This is a genomic window from Micromonospora sp. RV43 (genome assembly GCF_001029515.1).
In the GTDB taxonomy this organism is placed as follows: domain Bacteria; phylum Actinomycetota; class Actinomycetes; order Mycobacteriales; family Micromonosporaceae; genus Micromonospora; species Micromonospora aurantiaca.
The window spans coordinates 20,163-36,212 of record NZ_LEKG01000005.1; the positions used below are offsets into that span (position 1 = coordinate 20,163).

The 16,050-nt window shown below is 74.5% G+C and carries 2 protein-coding genes; both read left to right on the forward strand.

Annotation, left to right across the window (positions count from 1 at the left end):
• The first annotated feature begins 40 nt into the window (after positions 1-40).
• On the forward strand, positions 41-10,990 hold the full coding sequence (locus ABD52_RS02585) for a type I polyketide synthase (protein WP_047890657.1): 10,950 nt from the start codon (positions 41-43) through the stop codon (positions 10,988-10,990).
• 36 nt (positions 10,991-11,026) lie between these two features.
• Complete coding sequence (locus ABD52_RS02590; RefSeq protein WP_047890658.1) at positions 11,027-16,021, forward strand: type I polyketide synthase; 4,995 nt, start codon at positions 11,027-11,029, stop codon at positions 16,019-16,021.
• Positions 16,022-16,050 lie beyond the last annotated feature (29 nt).

A 16,050-nucleotide genomic window follows, 5' to 3' on the forward strand; every position in this document is an offset into this window, starting at 1 on the left:
GCTGCTGCGACGACGGGTCAACACAAGGAGTGCGCGGTCCATGGCTGACGAGGCGAAGCTTCTCGACTACCTCAAGCGGGTCACCGCTGACCTGCACCAGGTGCGCCAGCGCCTGCGCGAGGTGGAAGCCGGTGAACAGGAACCGGTCGCCATCGTCTCCATGAGCTGCCGCTTCCCGGGCGGGGTGCGCTCGCCCGAGGACCTGTGGGAGGTGGTCGCGTCCGGCCGGGACGTGGTCTCCGACTTCCCGACCGACCGCGGCTGGGACCTCGGGTCGCTCTACGACAGCGACCCCGAGCAGGCCGGCACGTCGTACACGCGGCAGGGTGGCTTCGTCCACGACCTGGCCGACTTCGACCCGGGCTTCTTCGCGATCTCCCCCCGGGAGGCGCTGGCGATGGACCCGCAGCAGCGCTGGCTGCTGGAGACCTCGTGGGAGGCCCTGGAGCGGGCCGGCATCGACCCGCACTCGCTGCGCGGCAGCCGCACCGGCGTCTTCGCCGGTAGCACCGGCCAGGACTACGGCACCGTGCTGATGGGTGCCGCGCAGGGCCTCGAGGGGCACCTGATGACCGGCAACGCCGGCAGCGTGGTCTCCGGCCGGATCGCCTACACCTTCGGGCTGGAGGGGCCGGCGGTCACCATCGACACCGCCTGCTCGTCGTCCCTGGTCGCCCTGCACCTCGCGGGCCAGGCGCTGCGGCAGCAGGAGTGCACTTTGGCCATCGTCGCCGGCGTCACCGCCATGTGCACCCCGGCCGCCTTCGTCGAGTTCTCCCGGCAGCGCGGCCTCGCCGCCGACGGCCGGTGCAAGGCGTTCGCCGCCGCCGCCGACGGGACCGGCTGGTCCGAGGGCGTCGGCGTCCTGGTGCTGGAACGGCTCTCGGACGCGCAGCGCAACGGCCACCCCATCCTCGCCGTGGTACGGGGCAGCGCGGTGAACCAGGACGGCGCCTCCAACGGGCTGAGCGCCCCGAACGGGCCGTCGCAGCAGCGGGTGATCCAGCAGGCCCTGGCCAACGCCGGCCTCGCCGCCGGCGGCGTGGACGTGGTGGAGGCGCACGGCACCGGCACCCGGCTCGGCGACCCGATCGAGGCGCAGGCGCTGCTGGCCACGTACGGGCAGGACCGGGGGGACTCCGCGCCGCTGCTGCTCGGCTCGGTCAAGTCGAACATCGGCCACGCGCAGGCGGCCGCCGGGGTGGCCGGCGTCATCAAGATGGTCATGGCGATGCGGCACGGCGTCGTACCGCCCACCCTGCACGTCGACGAGCCGACGCCCGAGGTCGACTGGTCGGCCGGCGACGTCTCGCTGGTGACCGAGGCGACGCCGTGGCCGGCGGTGGACCGGCCGCGCCGCTCGGCGGTCTCCTCGTTCGGGGTGTCCGGCACCAACGCGCACACCATCCTGGAGCAGGCCCCGGCACCGCAGCCGGCCCCGTCGGCCGCCGCGCCGGTGGTCGAGCGGCCGGTCGTACCGGTGCCGGTGTCGGCCCGGGACGCTGCCGGCCTCGCCGCGCAGGCGGCCCGCTGGGCGGCCCGGATCGCCGCCGACGAGACCCTGCGCCCCCTGGATGTGGCCTTCTCGTCGGTCACCTCCCGGTCCACCCTGGACCACCGCGCCGTGGTCCACGCGACCGGCCGCGAGGACCTGCTGGCCGGGCTGCGCGCCCTCGCCGCCGGTCAGCCGTCCGGCGCGGTCGTCGCCGGGCAGGCCGGCGGCCGGGGCTCGCTCGCGGTGCTCTTCTCCGGCCAGGGCGCGCAGCGCGCCGGCATGGGCCGGGAGTTGTACGCGGGCTTCCCGGTGTTCGCCGCCACGCTGGACGAGGTGTGCGTGTACCTGGACGCGCTGCTGCCGCGTCCGCTGCGGGAGGTGCTGTTCGCGCTGGAGGGTTCCGCCGAGGCGGCCCTGCTGGACCGGACGGTGTTCACGCAGGCGGGCCTGTTCGCCGTCGAGGTGGCGCTGTTCCGCCTCGTCGAGTCGTTCGGCATCGCGCCGGAGTTCGTGGGCGGTCACTCGATCGGTGAGGTGACGGCCGCGTACGTGGCGGGGGTGCTGTCGCTGGCCGACGCGTGTGCGCTGGTGGCGGCGCGGGGCCGGCTGATGCAGGCCCTGCCGGCCGGTGGCGGCATGCTCGCGGTGGCCGCCGACGAGGTGGCTGTGGTCGAGTCGATCGCCGGCTCGACCGACCGGGTCGGGATCGCGGCCGTCAACGGGCCGACCTCGGTCGTGGTCTCCGGCGCCGTCGAGGGCCTCGACGAGGTGGAGCGGGTCTGGCGGGACCGGGGCGTGCGTACGCGCCGGCTGACCGTCAGCCACGCGTTCCACAGTCCGCTGATGGAGCCGATGCTCGCCCAGTTCCGCGCCGTCCTCGACGGGTTGACGTTCTCCGCGCCGTCGCTGCCGGTGGTGTCGAACGTGACCGGTGCGCTGGCCGACGCCGACGAGATCCGTACGGCCGACTACTGGGTGCGCCACGTCCGCGAGGCCGTCCGCTTCGCCGACGGAATCACCGCGCTGCGCGCCGCCGGGGCGGACACGTTCCTGGAGGTCGGGCCGCGCAGCGTCCTGACCGCGATGGTCGGCGAGATCCTGCCGGGCGACGACGTCGTGCTGGCCGTCGCCGCGCAGCGCAAGGACCGGCCCGAGGTGCACGGGCTGCTGGCCGGGTTGGCCGAGCTGCACGTGCACGGGGTTGCAGTCAACTGGCGGCAGTGGTTCGCCGACACCGGCGCCCGGCGGGTGGACCTGCCCACGTACGCCTTCCAGCACCAGCGCTACTGGCCCGAGGCGGGCGCCGGGTGGACCGGCGACGTCACCGCGGTCGGCCTGCGCCCCGCGCAACACCCCCTGCTCGGAGCCGCCGTCGGCGTCGCGCACGCCGAGGGCTTCCTCTTCACCGGCCGGCTGGCCCGGCGTACCCACCCGTGGATCTGCGACCACGTCGTCTTCGACACCGTGCTGCTGCCCGGCACGGGTTTCGTCGAACTCGCCCTCCAAGCGGGCGCGCACGTCGGCGCGGACCACGTCCGCGAACTGACCCTGGAGTCGCCGCTGATCCTGCCCGAGACCGGGGGCGTGGACATCCAGCTCTGGATCGGCCCGGCGGACGAGACCGGGTGCCGTTCCGTGTCGCTGCACTCCGCGCAGGACGACGAGCCGACCGAGGGCACGGGTGAGCGGGCCTGGACCCGCAACGCCAGCGGCGTGCTGGCCAGCGGCCCGGCCGTGCCGAGCGGTCCCGCCGGCTGGTCCGACCTGACCACCTGGCCGCCGCCGGGCGCGACCGAGGTCGGCACCGACGACCTCTACCTGAACCTCGCCGCCCAGGGCTACGACTACGGCCCGTCGTTCATCGCCCTGCGCTCCGCCTGGCGGCGCGGCGACGACCTCTTCGCCGAGCTGGCGCTGCCCGAGGCCCCCGCCGCCGAGGCCGCCGGGTACGGCCTGCACCCGGCCCTGCTCGACGCGGCGCTGCACACCCTCGGCCTGACCACGCCGGCCGGGGAGCCCTCCGGGGCGGGCATGCCCCCCGGATTCGGCCGCCTGCCGTTCTCCTGGAACGACGTCGCCCTGCACGGTGCCGGGGCCGCGGCGGCCCGCGTCCGGGTCTCGCACACCGGCCCCGACAGCATCTCGCTGCTGCTCACCGACGTCACAGGCGCGCCGGTCATCTCCGTCGGCTCCCTCGTCCTGCGGCCGGTCTCCGCCGACCAGCTCCGCACCGCCTCCGGCGGCGGCACCGAGTCGCTGTTCCGGGTCGAGTGGGCCCCGCTCGCGCTGCCCGCCGGCCCGGCCACGGTCGACTGGGCGGTGCTCGGCGACGCCGCGGCGCTCACCGACGCGGTCGCCGCCACCGGCACGGCCGTGGCGGCGTACCCCGACCTGGCGGCCCTGGCCACGGCGATGGACGGCGGGACGGACGCGCCCGGCGTGCTGGTCCTGCCGTTGCTCGACCCGCCCGCGTCGGCGGACGTGCCGCGCGCCGTCGCCGAGGCGACCCACCGGGTGCTCGCCGTGCTCCAGCAGTTCCTCGCCGAGGAGCGCTACGCGGTGTCCCGACTGGTGGTGCTGACCTCGGGCGCGGTCGCCACCGACCGGGACACCGACCTGACGGACCTGGCCGGCGCCGCCGTGATCGGCCTGCTGCGCTCCGCCCAGTCGGAGAACCCCGACCGGTTCGTGCTGGTGGACGTCGACGACGTGGCCGGCTGCGCCGCCGCGCTCGTCCCGGCCGTCGCGACCGACGAGCCGCAGGTCGTGATCCGCGCGGGCGTCGCCGCCGGTGCCCGGCTCACCCGGGTCGCCGCCCCGACCGAGCCGCCGGCAGCCCCGTTCGACTCCGACGGCACCGTCCTGATCACCGGCGCCACCGGCACCCTCGGCCGGCTGATGAGCCGGCACCTGGTCAGCACGTACGGCGTCCGGCACCTGATCCTCACCAGCCGGCGCGGCCGCGCCGCCGAGGGTGTCGCGGAGCTCTGCGCCGAGTTGGAGGCGCTCGGCGTGAGCGTCACCGTCGCCGCCTGCGACGTCGCCGACCGTAGCGCGGTGGCCGAGCTGCTGGCCGGCATCCCGGCGGAGCACCCGCTGACCGCCGTCATCCACGCCGCCGGCGTCCGCGACGACGGCGTCATCTCCTCGCTCACCCCCGAGCGGATGGACGGCGTGCTGCGGCCCAAGGTCGACGCCGCCTGGCACCTGCACGAGCTGACCGCCGACCTCGACCTGAAGGCGTTCGTCTCGTACTCCTCGCTGGCCGCCACCGCCGGCGGCCCGGGCCAGGGCAACTACGCCGCCGCCAACGCGTTCCTCGACGGGCTGGCCCAGCACCGCAAGGCGCGCGGCCTCGCCGCCCTCACCCTCGCTTGGGGCCTCTGGGCCGACCGCAGCGGCATGACCACCGAGCTGGACGACGTCCACCTGAACCGGATCTCCCGCTCCGGCGTCGCCGCCATGGAGGCCGAGGAAGGGCTCGCCCTCTTCGACGCGGCCTGCCGCACCACCGACGCCGCGCTCGTCCCGGCCCGGCTGGACCTCGCCGCGATGAAGGTGCAGTTCGCCGGCGGGACCATCCCGCCGCTGTACCGGGCGCTGATCCGCACGCCCGCCCGCGCCGCCGCGGCCAGCACCGGCGCGTCGCTGGTGCAGCAGCTCGCCGGGCTCGGCGACGCCGAGCGGGCCGCCGCGCTGGTCGAGATCGTCCGGGGGCAGGCCGCCGCCGTGCTCGGCTACCCCGACCCGGCGGCCATCGAGCCGCGCCGGGCGTTCAGCGAGTTCGGCTTCGACTCGCTCACCGCCGTCGAGATGCGCAACCGGCTCAACAACGCCTTCGGGATGCGGCTGCCGGCCACCCTCGTCTTCGACTACCCGACCCCGCACGACCTGGCGGCCTTCCTGGGTACGGAGATCGCCGGCACCCCGGTTCCCGTGCGACCCACGACGACCGCCGTGTCGGTCGGCGACGACGAGCCCCTCGCGATCATCGGCATGGCCTGCCGGCTGCCCGGCGGCGTGTGGTCGCCCGACGACCTGTGGCGGCTGGTGGTCGACGGCGTGGACGCGATCAGCGACCTGCCCACCGACCGTGGCTGGGACCTCGACAGCCTCTACAGCCCCGACCCCGACGCCCCCGGCACCTTCTACGCCCGCGGCGGCGGCTTCCTCAGCGGCGTCGACAGGTTCGACCCCAACTTCTTCGGCATCTCGCCCCGCGAGGCCCTGGCCATGGACCCGCAGCAGCGACTGCTGCTGGAGACCACCTGGGAGTCCTTCGAGTCCGCCGGCATCGACCCCACCGACGTACGGGGCAGCAGCACCGGCGTCTTCGTCGGCACCAGCGGCCAGGACTACGGCTCGCTGCTCGTGTACTCGCCGGAGGCCGCCGAGGGCTACATGCTGACCGGGATGACCAGCAGCGTCATCTCCGGGCGGGTGGCGTACACGTTCGGGCTGGAGGGGCCGGCGGTGTCGCTGGACACGGCCTGCTCGTCCTCCCTGGTCGCGCTGCACTGGGCCGGCCAGGCGCTGCGGCGCGGCGAGTGCGACATGGCCCTCGCCGGTGGCGTCATGGTGATGGCCACCCCGACCGCCTTCGTCGAGTTCTCCCGGCAGCGCGGCCTGGCCGCCGACGGCCGGTGCAAGTCGTTCGCCGCGTCCGCCGACGGCACCGGCTGGTCCGAGGGCGTCGGCATGCTGCTCGTGCAGCGGCTCTCCGACGCCCGCCGGCAGGGCCGCACCGTCTACGCGGTGGTGCGCGGCTCGGCGATCAACTCCGACGGCGCCTCCAACGGGCTGACCGCCCCGAACGGCCCCTCGCAGCAGCGGGTGATCCGGCAGGCGCTGGCGTCGGCCCGCCTCACCACGGCCGACGTGGACGTGGTCGAGGCGCACGGCACGGGCACCACCCTCGGCGACCCGATCGAGGCCCAGGCCCTGCTCGCCACGTACGGGCGAGAGCGGCCCGCCGACCGGCCCCTGCTGCTCGGCTCGATCAAGTCGAACATCGGCCACGCCCAGGCCGCCGCCGGTGTGGCCGGCGTGATCAAGATGGTGCAGGCCATCCGGCACGGCCTCGTCCCGGCGACGCTGCACGTGGACGAGCCGTCCCCGCACATCGACTGGACCTCCGGCGCGGTGGAGCTGGCGACGCAGTCGCGGCCCTGGCCGGCGGTGGACCGGCCGCGCCGGGCGGCGGTGTCGTCGTTCGGCATCTCCGGCACCAACGCCCACGTCATCATCGAGCAGGCCGACGAACTGTCCGTGGCACCGGCCGAGCCCGGCCCCGGGCTCGTGGCCTCCGACGCGGTGCTGTGGCCGCTGTCGGGACGGTCGAAGGGCGCCCTGGCCGGCCAGGCGGCCCGTCTCGCGGAGTACGTGCGTGAGCGCGGTGACATCGACGCGGCGGCGGTGGGCTGGTCCCTGGCTACGACCCGGTCGGCGTTCGGTCACCGTGCCGCTGTCGTCGGGTCGGGCACTGAGGAGTTGCTGGCGGGGCTGGACGCGGTGGTGTCCGGGACGCCGGCCGGCAACGTCGTCGCCGACACCACCACGTCCCACGGCGCGGGCCCGGTGTTCGTGTTCCCGGGCCAGGGCGCGCAGTCGGCACGAATGGCCGCCGGTCTCGTCGGTCGTACGCCCGTGTTCGACGCGCGGCTGGCGGAGTGCCAGCGGGCTCTCGCCCCGTACCTCGATGTCGATCTCGTGTCGGTGTTGACCGGCGAGGACGAGTCGTGGCTGGAGCGGGTCGAGGTGGTGCAGCCGGTGCTGTGGGCCGTCGGTGTGGCTCTGGCGGCGGTGTGGCGGCACGCGGGTGTGGTGCCGGCTGCGGTGGTCGGTCACTCGCAGGGTGAGATCGGTGCCGCGTGTGTGGCCGGCATCCTCAGCCTGGAGGACGCGGCGAAGGCCGTGGCCCTGCGCTCCCGTGCGCTGACGGTCCTGCGGGGTACAGGCACGATGGCGTCGATCGACCTGTCCGCCGAGGCGGTGGCCGAGCGGCTGCCGGCGTTCCCGGGCGTCGGTGTCGCGGCAGTGAACGGTCCGTCCACGGTCGTGGTCTCGGGTCCGCCGCAGCCGGTCGCCGACCTGGTGGAGGCGTGTCAGGCCGACGGTGTTCGGGCCCGCTTGATCCCGGTGGACTATGCGTCGCATTCGGCGGCGGTGCAGGACGTCGCCGAACAGCTCCGCGCCGACCTGGCCGACGTGACGCCGCAGCCGGGCCACACCCGCCTCGTGTCGACGCTCACCGGGGACTGGGTGGACCCGGCGTCGATGACGGCGGACTACTGGTATGAGAACCTGCGGCAGACCGTCCAGTTCGACGCGGCGGTGCGGGTGGCTGTCGCCGCCGGGCACACCACGTTCGTGGAGATCTCTCCGCATCCGGTGCTGGCGATGCCGGTGACGGCGATCCTGGACGACGCCGGCGCGAGCGGGCACACGCTGGGCAGTCTGCGGCGGGGTGACGACGACGCGACGCGGCTGCTGACGAATCTGGCCACCGCCCACACGATCGGCCTGCCCGTCGACCTGACGGCCGTACTCGCCGAGACCGACACCGTCGCACTGCCCACGTACGCCTTCGACCACCAGCGGTACTGGGTCGAACCGCCGGTGCACCGGGCGCAGGACATCGCCTCCGCCGGCCTCCAGGACGCCGGGCACCCGCTGCTCAGCGCCGCGCTGACCTTCCCCGACAGCGAGCGGATGGTCTTCACCGGGCGGCTGTCGGTGCGTACCCACCCGTGGCTCGGCGAGCACCGGGTGATGGACAACATCCTGCTGCCCGGCACCGCCTTCGTCGAACTGGCCACGTACGCCGGTGAGCAGGCCGGCTGCCCGACGGTGGAGGAGCTGACCCTGCTCGCCCCGCTCGTCCTGCCCGAACTCGGCGCGCTCCAGGTGCAGCTGACGGTCGGCGACCGGGACGACGACGGGCGGCGTACCGTCCAGCTCTACTCCCGGCCCTACCGGGACGGCTCGGACGAGATCCTCGCCGACGTCGCCTGGACCTGCCACGCCACCGGTCTGCTCGGCCCGCAGCCGGCCGACGCCGCGCCCGCCTTCGACCTAGGGGTCTGGCCGCCGCCCGGCGCGACACGCGTCGAGTCCGACGACTTCTACTCCGGTATCGAGGCGACCGTCTTCGGCTACGGACCGGCGTTCCGTGGCCTGCGCGCCGCGTGGACCCGCGACGACGAGGTCTTCGCCGAGGTCGAGCTGCCCGCCGACCACCACGCCACGGCCGGCCGCTTCGGCGTGCACCCGGCACTGCTGGACGGCGCGCTGCAGGCCATGTCGATCGGCGGCTTCCTCGGCCGGATGGGCGACGGCGCCGACGCCAGCGTGCCCCGTCTGCCGTTCGCCTGGACCGGGGTCTCCCTGCTCGCCGCCGGGGCCACCGCCCTGCGCGTACGCGTCGCCGCGGCCGGCGAGGTCGGCGTCTCCTTCCAGGTGGCCGACGCCACCGGCGCCCCGGTGCTGCACGTCGACTCGCTGATCATGCGCCGCGTCTCCGGGGACTCCCTCGGCGCGGCCCGCTCCGGCCGGCACGAGTCGCTGTTCCAGGTGGACTGGCCGGTGCTGCCGGTGCCAACCGGCCCCGTGCCGGCGGCCACCCGCTGGGTGGCGCTCGGCGACGACCTGGCGCTCAGCGCCGCCTGCGAGGCGGCCGGTGCCCGGGTGCGTACCGACGTCGGGCTCGACTCGCTGGGCGACCTGCTCGCCGGGGGTGAGCCGACGCCCGAGGCGGTGATCGTCCCGGTCGGCGACGCCGGGGACCCGACGGACCCGGAGCTCGCCGCACAGGCGCGGGCCACCACGCACCGTACGCTCGCCGCGTTGCGGACCTGGCTCGCCGACGACCGGTTCGCCGACTCGCGGCTGGTGCTCGTCACCCGGAACGCGGTCGCGGCAGGGGAGCAGGAGCCGGTGAACCTGCGCCAGGCCCCCGTCTGGGGCCTGCTGCGCACCGCCCAGCTCGAACACCCGGGCCGGTGCCAGCTCGTCGACCTCGACGACGCCCCGGACAGCGCCGCCGCGGTGGCCGCCGCCATCGCCTCCGGCGAGCCGCAGCTCGCCGTGCGCGACGGGCAGGTCCGCACGCCACGGCTCGGCCGGGTTCCGGCCGCCGTCGAACCGCTGCCCGGCGGGATCGACCCGGCCGGCACCGTGCTGATCACCGGCGGCACCGGCGTGCTGGGCCGCATCCTGGCCCGCCACCTCGCCACCAGCCACGGCGTACGGCACCTGCTGCTGGCCGGGCGGCGCGGCGCGGCGGCCGAGGGGATCGGCGACCTGATCACCGAACTCGCCGGCACCGGTACGGAGGTGGCCGTCGTGGCCTGCGACGCCGCCGACCCCGAGGCCCTGTCGGCGCTGCTGGCCGGGGTGCCCGCGGCGCACCCGCTCACCGCCGTGGTGCACGCCGCCGGCGTCCTCGACGACGGCGTGCTGGAGTCGATGACCCCCGACCGGGTGGACGCGGTCGCCGTGCCGAAGATCGACGCCGCCTGGCACCTGCACCGCCTCACGGCCGACGCGAACCTCGCGGCCTTCGTCCTGTTCTCCTCGGCGGCGGCCACGCTGGGCAGCGCCGGCCAGTCCAACTACGCGGCGTCGAACGCCTTCCTCGACGCCCTCGCGGCGCACCGCCGGGCACGTGGGCTCGCCGGCAACTCGCTCGCCTGGGGCCTGTGGGAGCAGGCCAGCGGCATGACGGGTCACCTCGGCGACGACGACGTGCGACGGATGGCCGAGCAGGGCGCCACCGGCCTGGCCACCGAGCAGGCGCTGAATCTCTTCGACGCCGCGTGGCGGCTCGACGCGGCGGCCGTCCTGCCGATGCGCCTGGACGTCGGGACGCTGCGCGGGCAGGCGGAGGGCGGCACCCTCGCGCCCATCCTCCGGGCCCTGGTCCGGGTGCCGCTGCGGCGCTCCGTGGACGCCACCGGTGCCCGCTCCGGCGGGGTCCAACTCGGCCAGCGGCTCGCCGGACTGGCCGCCCCGGAGCGGCTCAAGGTGGTGCTCGACGTGGTACGGGCGAACATCGCCGCCGTCCTCGGCCACGCCGGCCCTGACGCGGTCGACCCGAACCGGCTCTTCACCGACCTGGGCTTCGACTCACTCACCGCCGTCGACCTGCGCAACCGGCTCAACAACCTGTCCGGCCTGCGGCTGCCGGCGACGCTCGTCTTCGACTACCCGACGCCGACGGCGCTCGCCGAGAAGCTGACAAGCGAGATCGCCGCCGACACGGCGCCCTCCACCCAACCGCTCTTCCAGGGCATCGACACGGTGGAGAGCCTGCTCACCGCCATCCCGCTCGACCCGGCGGCCCGCGCCCGGTTCACCGCCCGGATGCAGGACCTGCTCGCCAAGGCGTCCGACCTTGCGGCCGGGCCCTCCGTCGAACCGGACCGGCCAGACCTCGACTCGGCCAGCGACGACGAGATCTTCGACTTCATCAGCAAAGAGTTTGGAATCTCCTGAGATGACCAACCTTCGGATCGAGGCAGGGGCCACCCGATGAGCGACGACAAGCTGCGGTACTTCCTCAAGCGGGTGACCGCAGACCTGCACGACACCAAGCGCAAGCTGCAGACCGTCGAGGCCCGGGATCAGGAGCCGCTGGCCATCGTCTCCATGAGCTGCCGCTTCCCCGGTGGCGTCCGGTCGCCGGAGGACCTGTGGGAGCTCGTCGCCGACGGCCGGGACGCGCTCACCGAGTTCCCCGACGACCGGGGGTGGGACCTGGAGGCGCTCTACGACCCCGATCCCAACAAGCCGGGTAAGAGCTACACCCGCATCGGTGGGTTCCTCGACGGTGCCGGCGACTTCGACCCGTCCCTCTTCGGCATCTCCCCGCGTGAGGCCCTCGCCATGGACCCGCAGCAGCGGTTGTTGCTGGAGACGTCCTGGGAGGCCGTCGAGCGGGCCGGCATCGACCCGCTGTCGCTGCGCGGCAGCTCCACCGGTGTCTTCGTCGGGCTGAGCACCTCGAACTACGGCATGGGTCTGCCGCACGTGCCCGAGGGCGTCGACATGTACATCGGCACCGGCAACACCACAAGCGTCGCGTCCGGCCGGATCTCGTTCACCCTCGGCCTCAACGGCCCGGCCGTCACCGTGGACACCGCCTGCTCCTCCTCGCTGGTGGCCCTGCACCTCGCCGTGAACGCGCTGCGCCGCGGCGAGTGCGACCTGGCCATCGCCGGTGGCGTCACAGTCATGGTCACCCCCGGTGTGTTCGTCGTCTTCTCCCGGCAGCGCGGCATGTCCGTCGACGGCCGGTGCAGGGCCTTCGCGGCCGGCGCGGACGGCACCGGCTGGGGCGAGGGCGGCGGCGTGCTCGTCGTGGAGCGGCTGGCCGACGCCGAACGCAACGGCCACCCGGTCCTCGCCGTGATCCGGGGCAGCGCCCTCAACCAGGACGGCGCCTCCAACGGGCTCACCGCCCCCAACGGCCCCTCCCAGCAGCGGGTCATCCGCCAGGCCCTCGCCAACGCCCGGCTCTCCACCGCCGACGTCGACATGGTCGAGGCGCACGGCACCGGCACCACCCTCGGCGACCCGATCGAGGCGCAGGCGCTCATCGCCACGTACGGGCAGGACCGCCCGGCGGACCGGCCGCTGTGGCTGGGCTCGGTGAAGTCGAACATCGGCCACACCCAGAGCGCCGCCGGCGTCGCAGGTCTGGTCAAGATGGTGATGGCGCTGCGCAACGGCGTCATGCCGGAGACCCTGCACATCGACGAGCCGTCCCCGCACGTGGACTGGACGGCCGGGGCGGTCTCCCTGCTCACCGAGTCCAAGCCGTGGCCGGAGCTGGACCGCCCCCGCCGCGGCGGCGTCTCCTCCTTCGGGGTCAGCGGCACCAACGCCCACGTCATCCTCGAGGAGTACCGCCCGCGCGTCGCCGAGGCGGCGACCGTCGACGGCGAGCAGGCGGACGGGACCGGCGCCGTCGAGCCCGCGCGCCGGCCGGACCTGGTCGCCTCGGACGTGACCCTCTGGCCGGTGTCGGCCCGGTCGAGGACCGCCCTGGGCGGGCAGGCGGCCCGGCTCGCGGACTTCCTGCGCAGGCGCGGCGAGATCGATCCGGCGGCGGTCGGCTGGTCGCTGGCCACCACCCGCTCGACGTTCGACCACCGTGCCGCCGTCGTCGGGTCGACCGCCGACGAGCTGCTGGCCGGGCTGGACGCCCTCGCCGCCGGCCAGCCGGCAGGGAACCTCGTCACCGGTACGGTCACCAGCGCCGGCGCAGGTCCCGTCTTCGTGTTCCCGGGTCAGGGGGCGCAGTCGGCGCGGATGGCGGCCGGGCTCGTCGGTCGTACGCCGGTGTTCGACGCGAAGCTGGCCGAGTGCCAGCGGGCCCTGGCGCCGTACCTCGACGTGGACCTCATCGCGGTGTTGACCGGTGACGACGAGTCGTGGCTGGAGCGGGTCGAGGTCGTGCAGCCCGTGCTGTGGGCCGTCGGCATCGCCCTGGCGGCCGTGTGGCGCGCGGCGGGCGTCGTCCCGGACGCGGTGATCGGTCACTCGCAGGGCGAGATCGGCGCGGCCTGTGTCGCCGGGATCCTGGGCCTGGAGGACGCTGCGAGGGCAGTGGCGTTGCGGTCGCGGGCGCTGACGGTGCTGCGGGGGACCGGGACGATGGCGTCGATCGACCTGTCGGCCGACGCGGTTGCCGAGCGCCTGGGGGAGTTCCCGGGTGTCGGTGTCGCGGCCGTCAACGGGCCGTCCACCGTCGTGGTGTCCGGTCCGCCGCAGCCCGTGGCCGACCTCGTGCAGGCGTGCCAGGCGCAGGGCGTCCGCGCCCGGCTGATCCCCGTGGACTACGCGTCGCACTCCGAGGCCGTGCAGCAGGTGGCCGAGCAGCTTCGCACGGACCTGGCCGGCGTCACCCCGCGGGCCGGCCACACCCGGCTGGTCTCCACCCTCACGGGCGAGTGGGCTGACCCGCTCACCATGACCGCTGACTACTGGTACGACAATCTGCGGCAGACTGTGCTCTTCGACGCGGCCGTGCGGACGGCTGTGGCTGCCGGGTACACCACGTTCGTCGAGATCAGTCCGCATCCGGTGCTGGCGATGCCGGTGACTGCGATTCTTGACGACGCCGGTGTGAGTGGGCACACCATCGGTAGTCTGCGTCGTGGTGACGACGACGTGACCCGGTTGCTGACCAACCTGGCCACCGCGTACACCGTCGGCCTGCCCGTCGACCTGACGAAGGTGCTTCCGGCCGCGGCGACCGTCGACCTGCCCACCTACGCCTTCGACCACCACCGGTACTGGCTCGACGGCAGCGGCGGGCCCGATCTGGAGAGCCTGCTGTCGGGCATGAGCGGCGACCCGGGCGACGCGGGCTTCTGGGCCGCCGTCGAGAGCGGGGACGTCACGGCCCTCGCCGAGACCATCGCCACCGAGGAGACCCCGGCACACGAGGTCCTCGACGCGCTGCTGCCGGCCCTGCCGATGCTCGCCTCCTGGCGCCGGCAGCGGCGCCGGCAGGCCGACATCGACAGCTGGCGCTACCAGGACACCTGGAAGCCGCTGACCGGCGTCGCCAACCGCGGCATGGACGGCACCTGGGTCGTGGTCCTGCCGACCGGCGACATCATCGAGCCATGGCAGGACGCCTGCGTCGAGGCGTTCGCGGCGGCCGGCGCGACCCTCGTCCCGGTGGCCGTCTCCACGCCCGACGTCGACCGCGACCAGTTCGGCAAGCTGCTGCGGGAGGCGCTGGCCGCCGCACCGGGCGGCGACGCCACCGCCGAGGTCGCCGGCGTGGTCTCGCTGCTCGCCTTCGACGAACTGGCCCACCCGCTGCACCCCTCCGTGCCCGGCGGCTTCGCCGCCACCGTCGCGCTCTTCCAGGCCCTCGGCGACATCGGCCTGCGCGCGCCGATGTGGAGCGTCACCTCCGGCGCCGCGTCCGTCGGTATGGCCGACCTGCTGCGCTCCCCGGTGCAGTCGCTGGTCTGGGGCTTCGGCCGGGTCGCCGCGCTGGAGCACCCGCAGCGCTGGGGCGGGCTCGTGGACCTGCCCGAGGCCGTCGAGGACCGCTGCGCCGACCTGCTCGTCGCGGCCCTCACCACCGCCGGGGACGAGGACCAGATCGCGGTACGGCCGACTGGCCTGCTCGCCCGCCGGCTCACCCGCGTCCCGCTCGGCGACAGCCAGCCCGCCAACCCGTGGCAGCCGTACGGCACGGCGCTCGTCACCGGCGGCACCGGCGCGCTCGGTGGGCACGCCGCCCGCTGGCTGGCCCGCAGCGGTGTGGAGAACATCGTCGTCGTCAGCCGCCGGGGCATGGCCGCACCCGGTGCGCAGCAGCTCGTCGACGACCTCACCGCGCTGGGCGCCCAGGCCGTCGTGGCCGAGTGCGACGCCTCCGACCGCGAAGCCCTGGCCGAGCTGATCGACCAGATCCCCGCCGAGTACCCGCTCACCGTGGTCGTGCACGCCTCCGCCGTCCTCGACGACGCCATGATCAACGACATCCGGCCCGAGCAGATCGAACGGGTGCTGCAGGCCAAGGTCGACGTCGCGTACAACCTGCACGAGCTGACCCTCGACCACGAGCTGTCCGCGTTCGTCATGTTCTCGTCCTTCGCCGGCAGCGTGGCCAGCTCCGGCGTCGGCAACTACGCCCCGAGCAACGCGTTCCTCGACGCGCTCGCCCAGCACCGTCGCGGCCTCGGCCTCACCGCCACCTCCATCGCCTGGGGGGCGTGGGCCGGCGGCGGTATGGCCGACGGGCCGCTCGGCGATCTGCTGCACCGCCACGGTGTACCCGAGATGACCCCGGAGGCGGCGATCACCGCGCTGCACCAGGCCGTGGACCACGGCGAGGCGTTCCTCACCATCGCCGACATCGCCTGGGAACGGTTCTCCGTCGCGTTCACCGCCACCCGGCCCGGTCCGCTGATCAGCGACCTGCCGGACGTCCGGCGGCTCGCAGCCGCCGAGGCGGTGGCCAGTGTGGAAGTCGGCGACGGCCCGGAGTCGTTGCGGGACCGGCTCGCCGGGCTGCCCGCCACCGAGCGGTTCGCCGTGCTGCTCGGCCTGGTCCGTAGCCAGGTCGCCGCCGTGCTCAACTACCCGTCCGCCGAGTCGGTGGACGAGCATCGGGCGTTCCGGGAGCTGGGCTTCGACTCCGTCACCGCCGTCGAGCTGCGTAACCGGCTCGGCTCGGCCACCGCCGTGGCCCTCCCGGTCACCCTGGTCTTCGACTACCCGACCCCGACGACCCTGGCGGAGTACCTCTACGCCGAGGTCGCCCATGACGACGTGGTCACCCCGAACGCGCTCCTCGACGATCTGGACCGGATCGCCGAGGGCCTCGACGTGGTCGCGCGGGACGAGGCGGCCCGGGTGCGGGCCACCGTACGCCTGCAGGCGATGCTCTCCCGGCTCGGCCAGGACAGCGGCGGCGCCGACATCGGCCGGCATCTCGACGACGCCACCGACGACGAACTGTTCGCGATGGTGGACAAGGACCTCGGCATCTCCTGACCCCAGCTCCAGCTCTCTCCCGTCTCTTT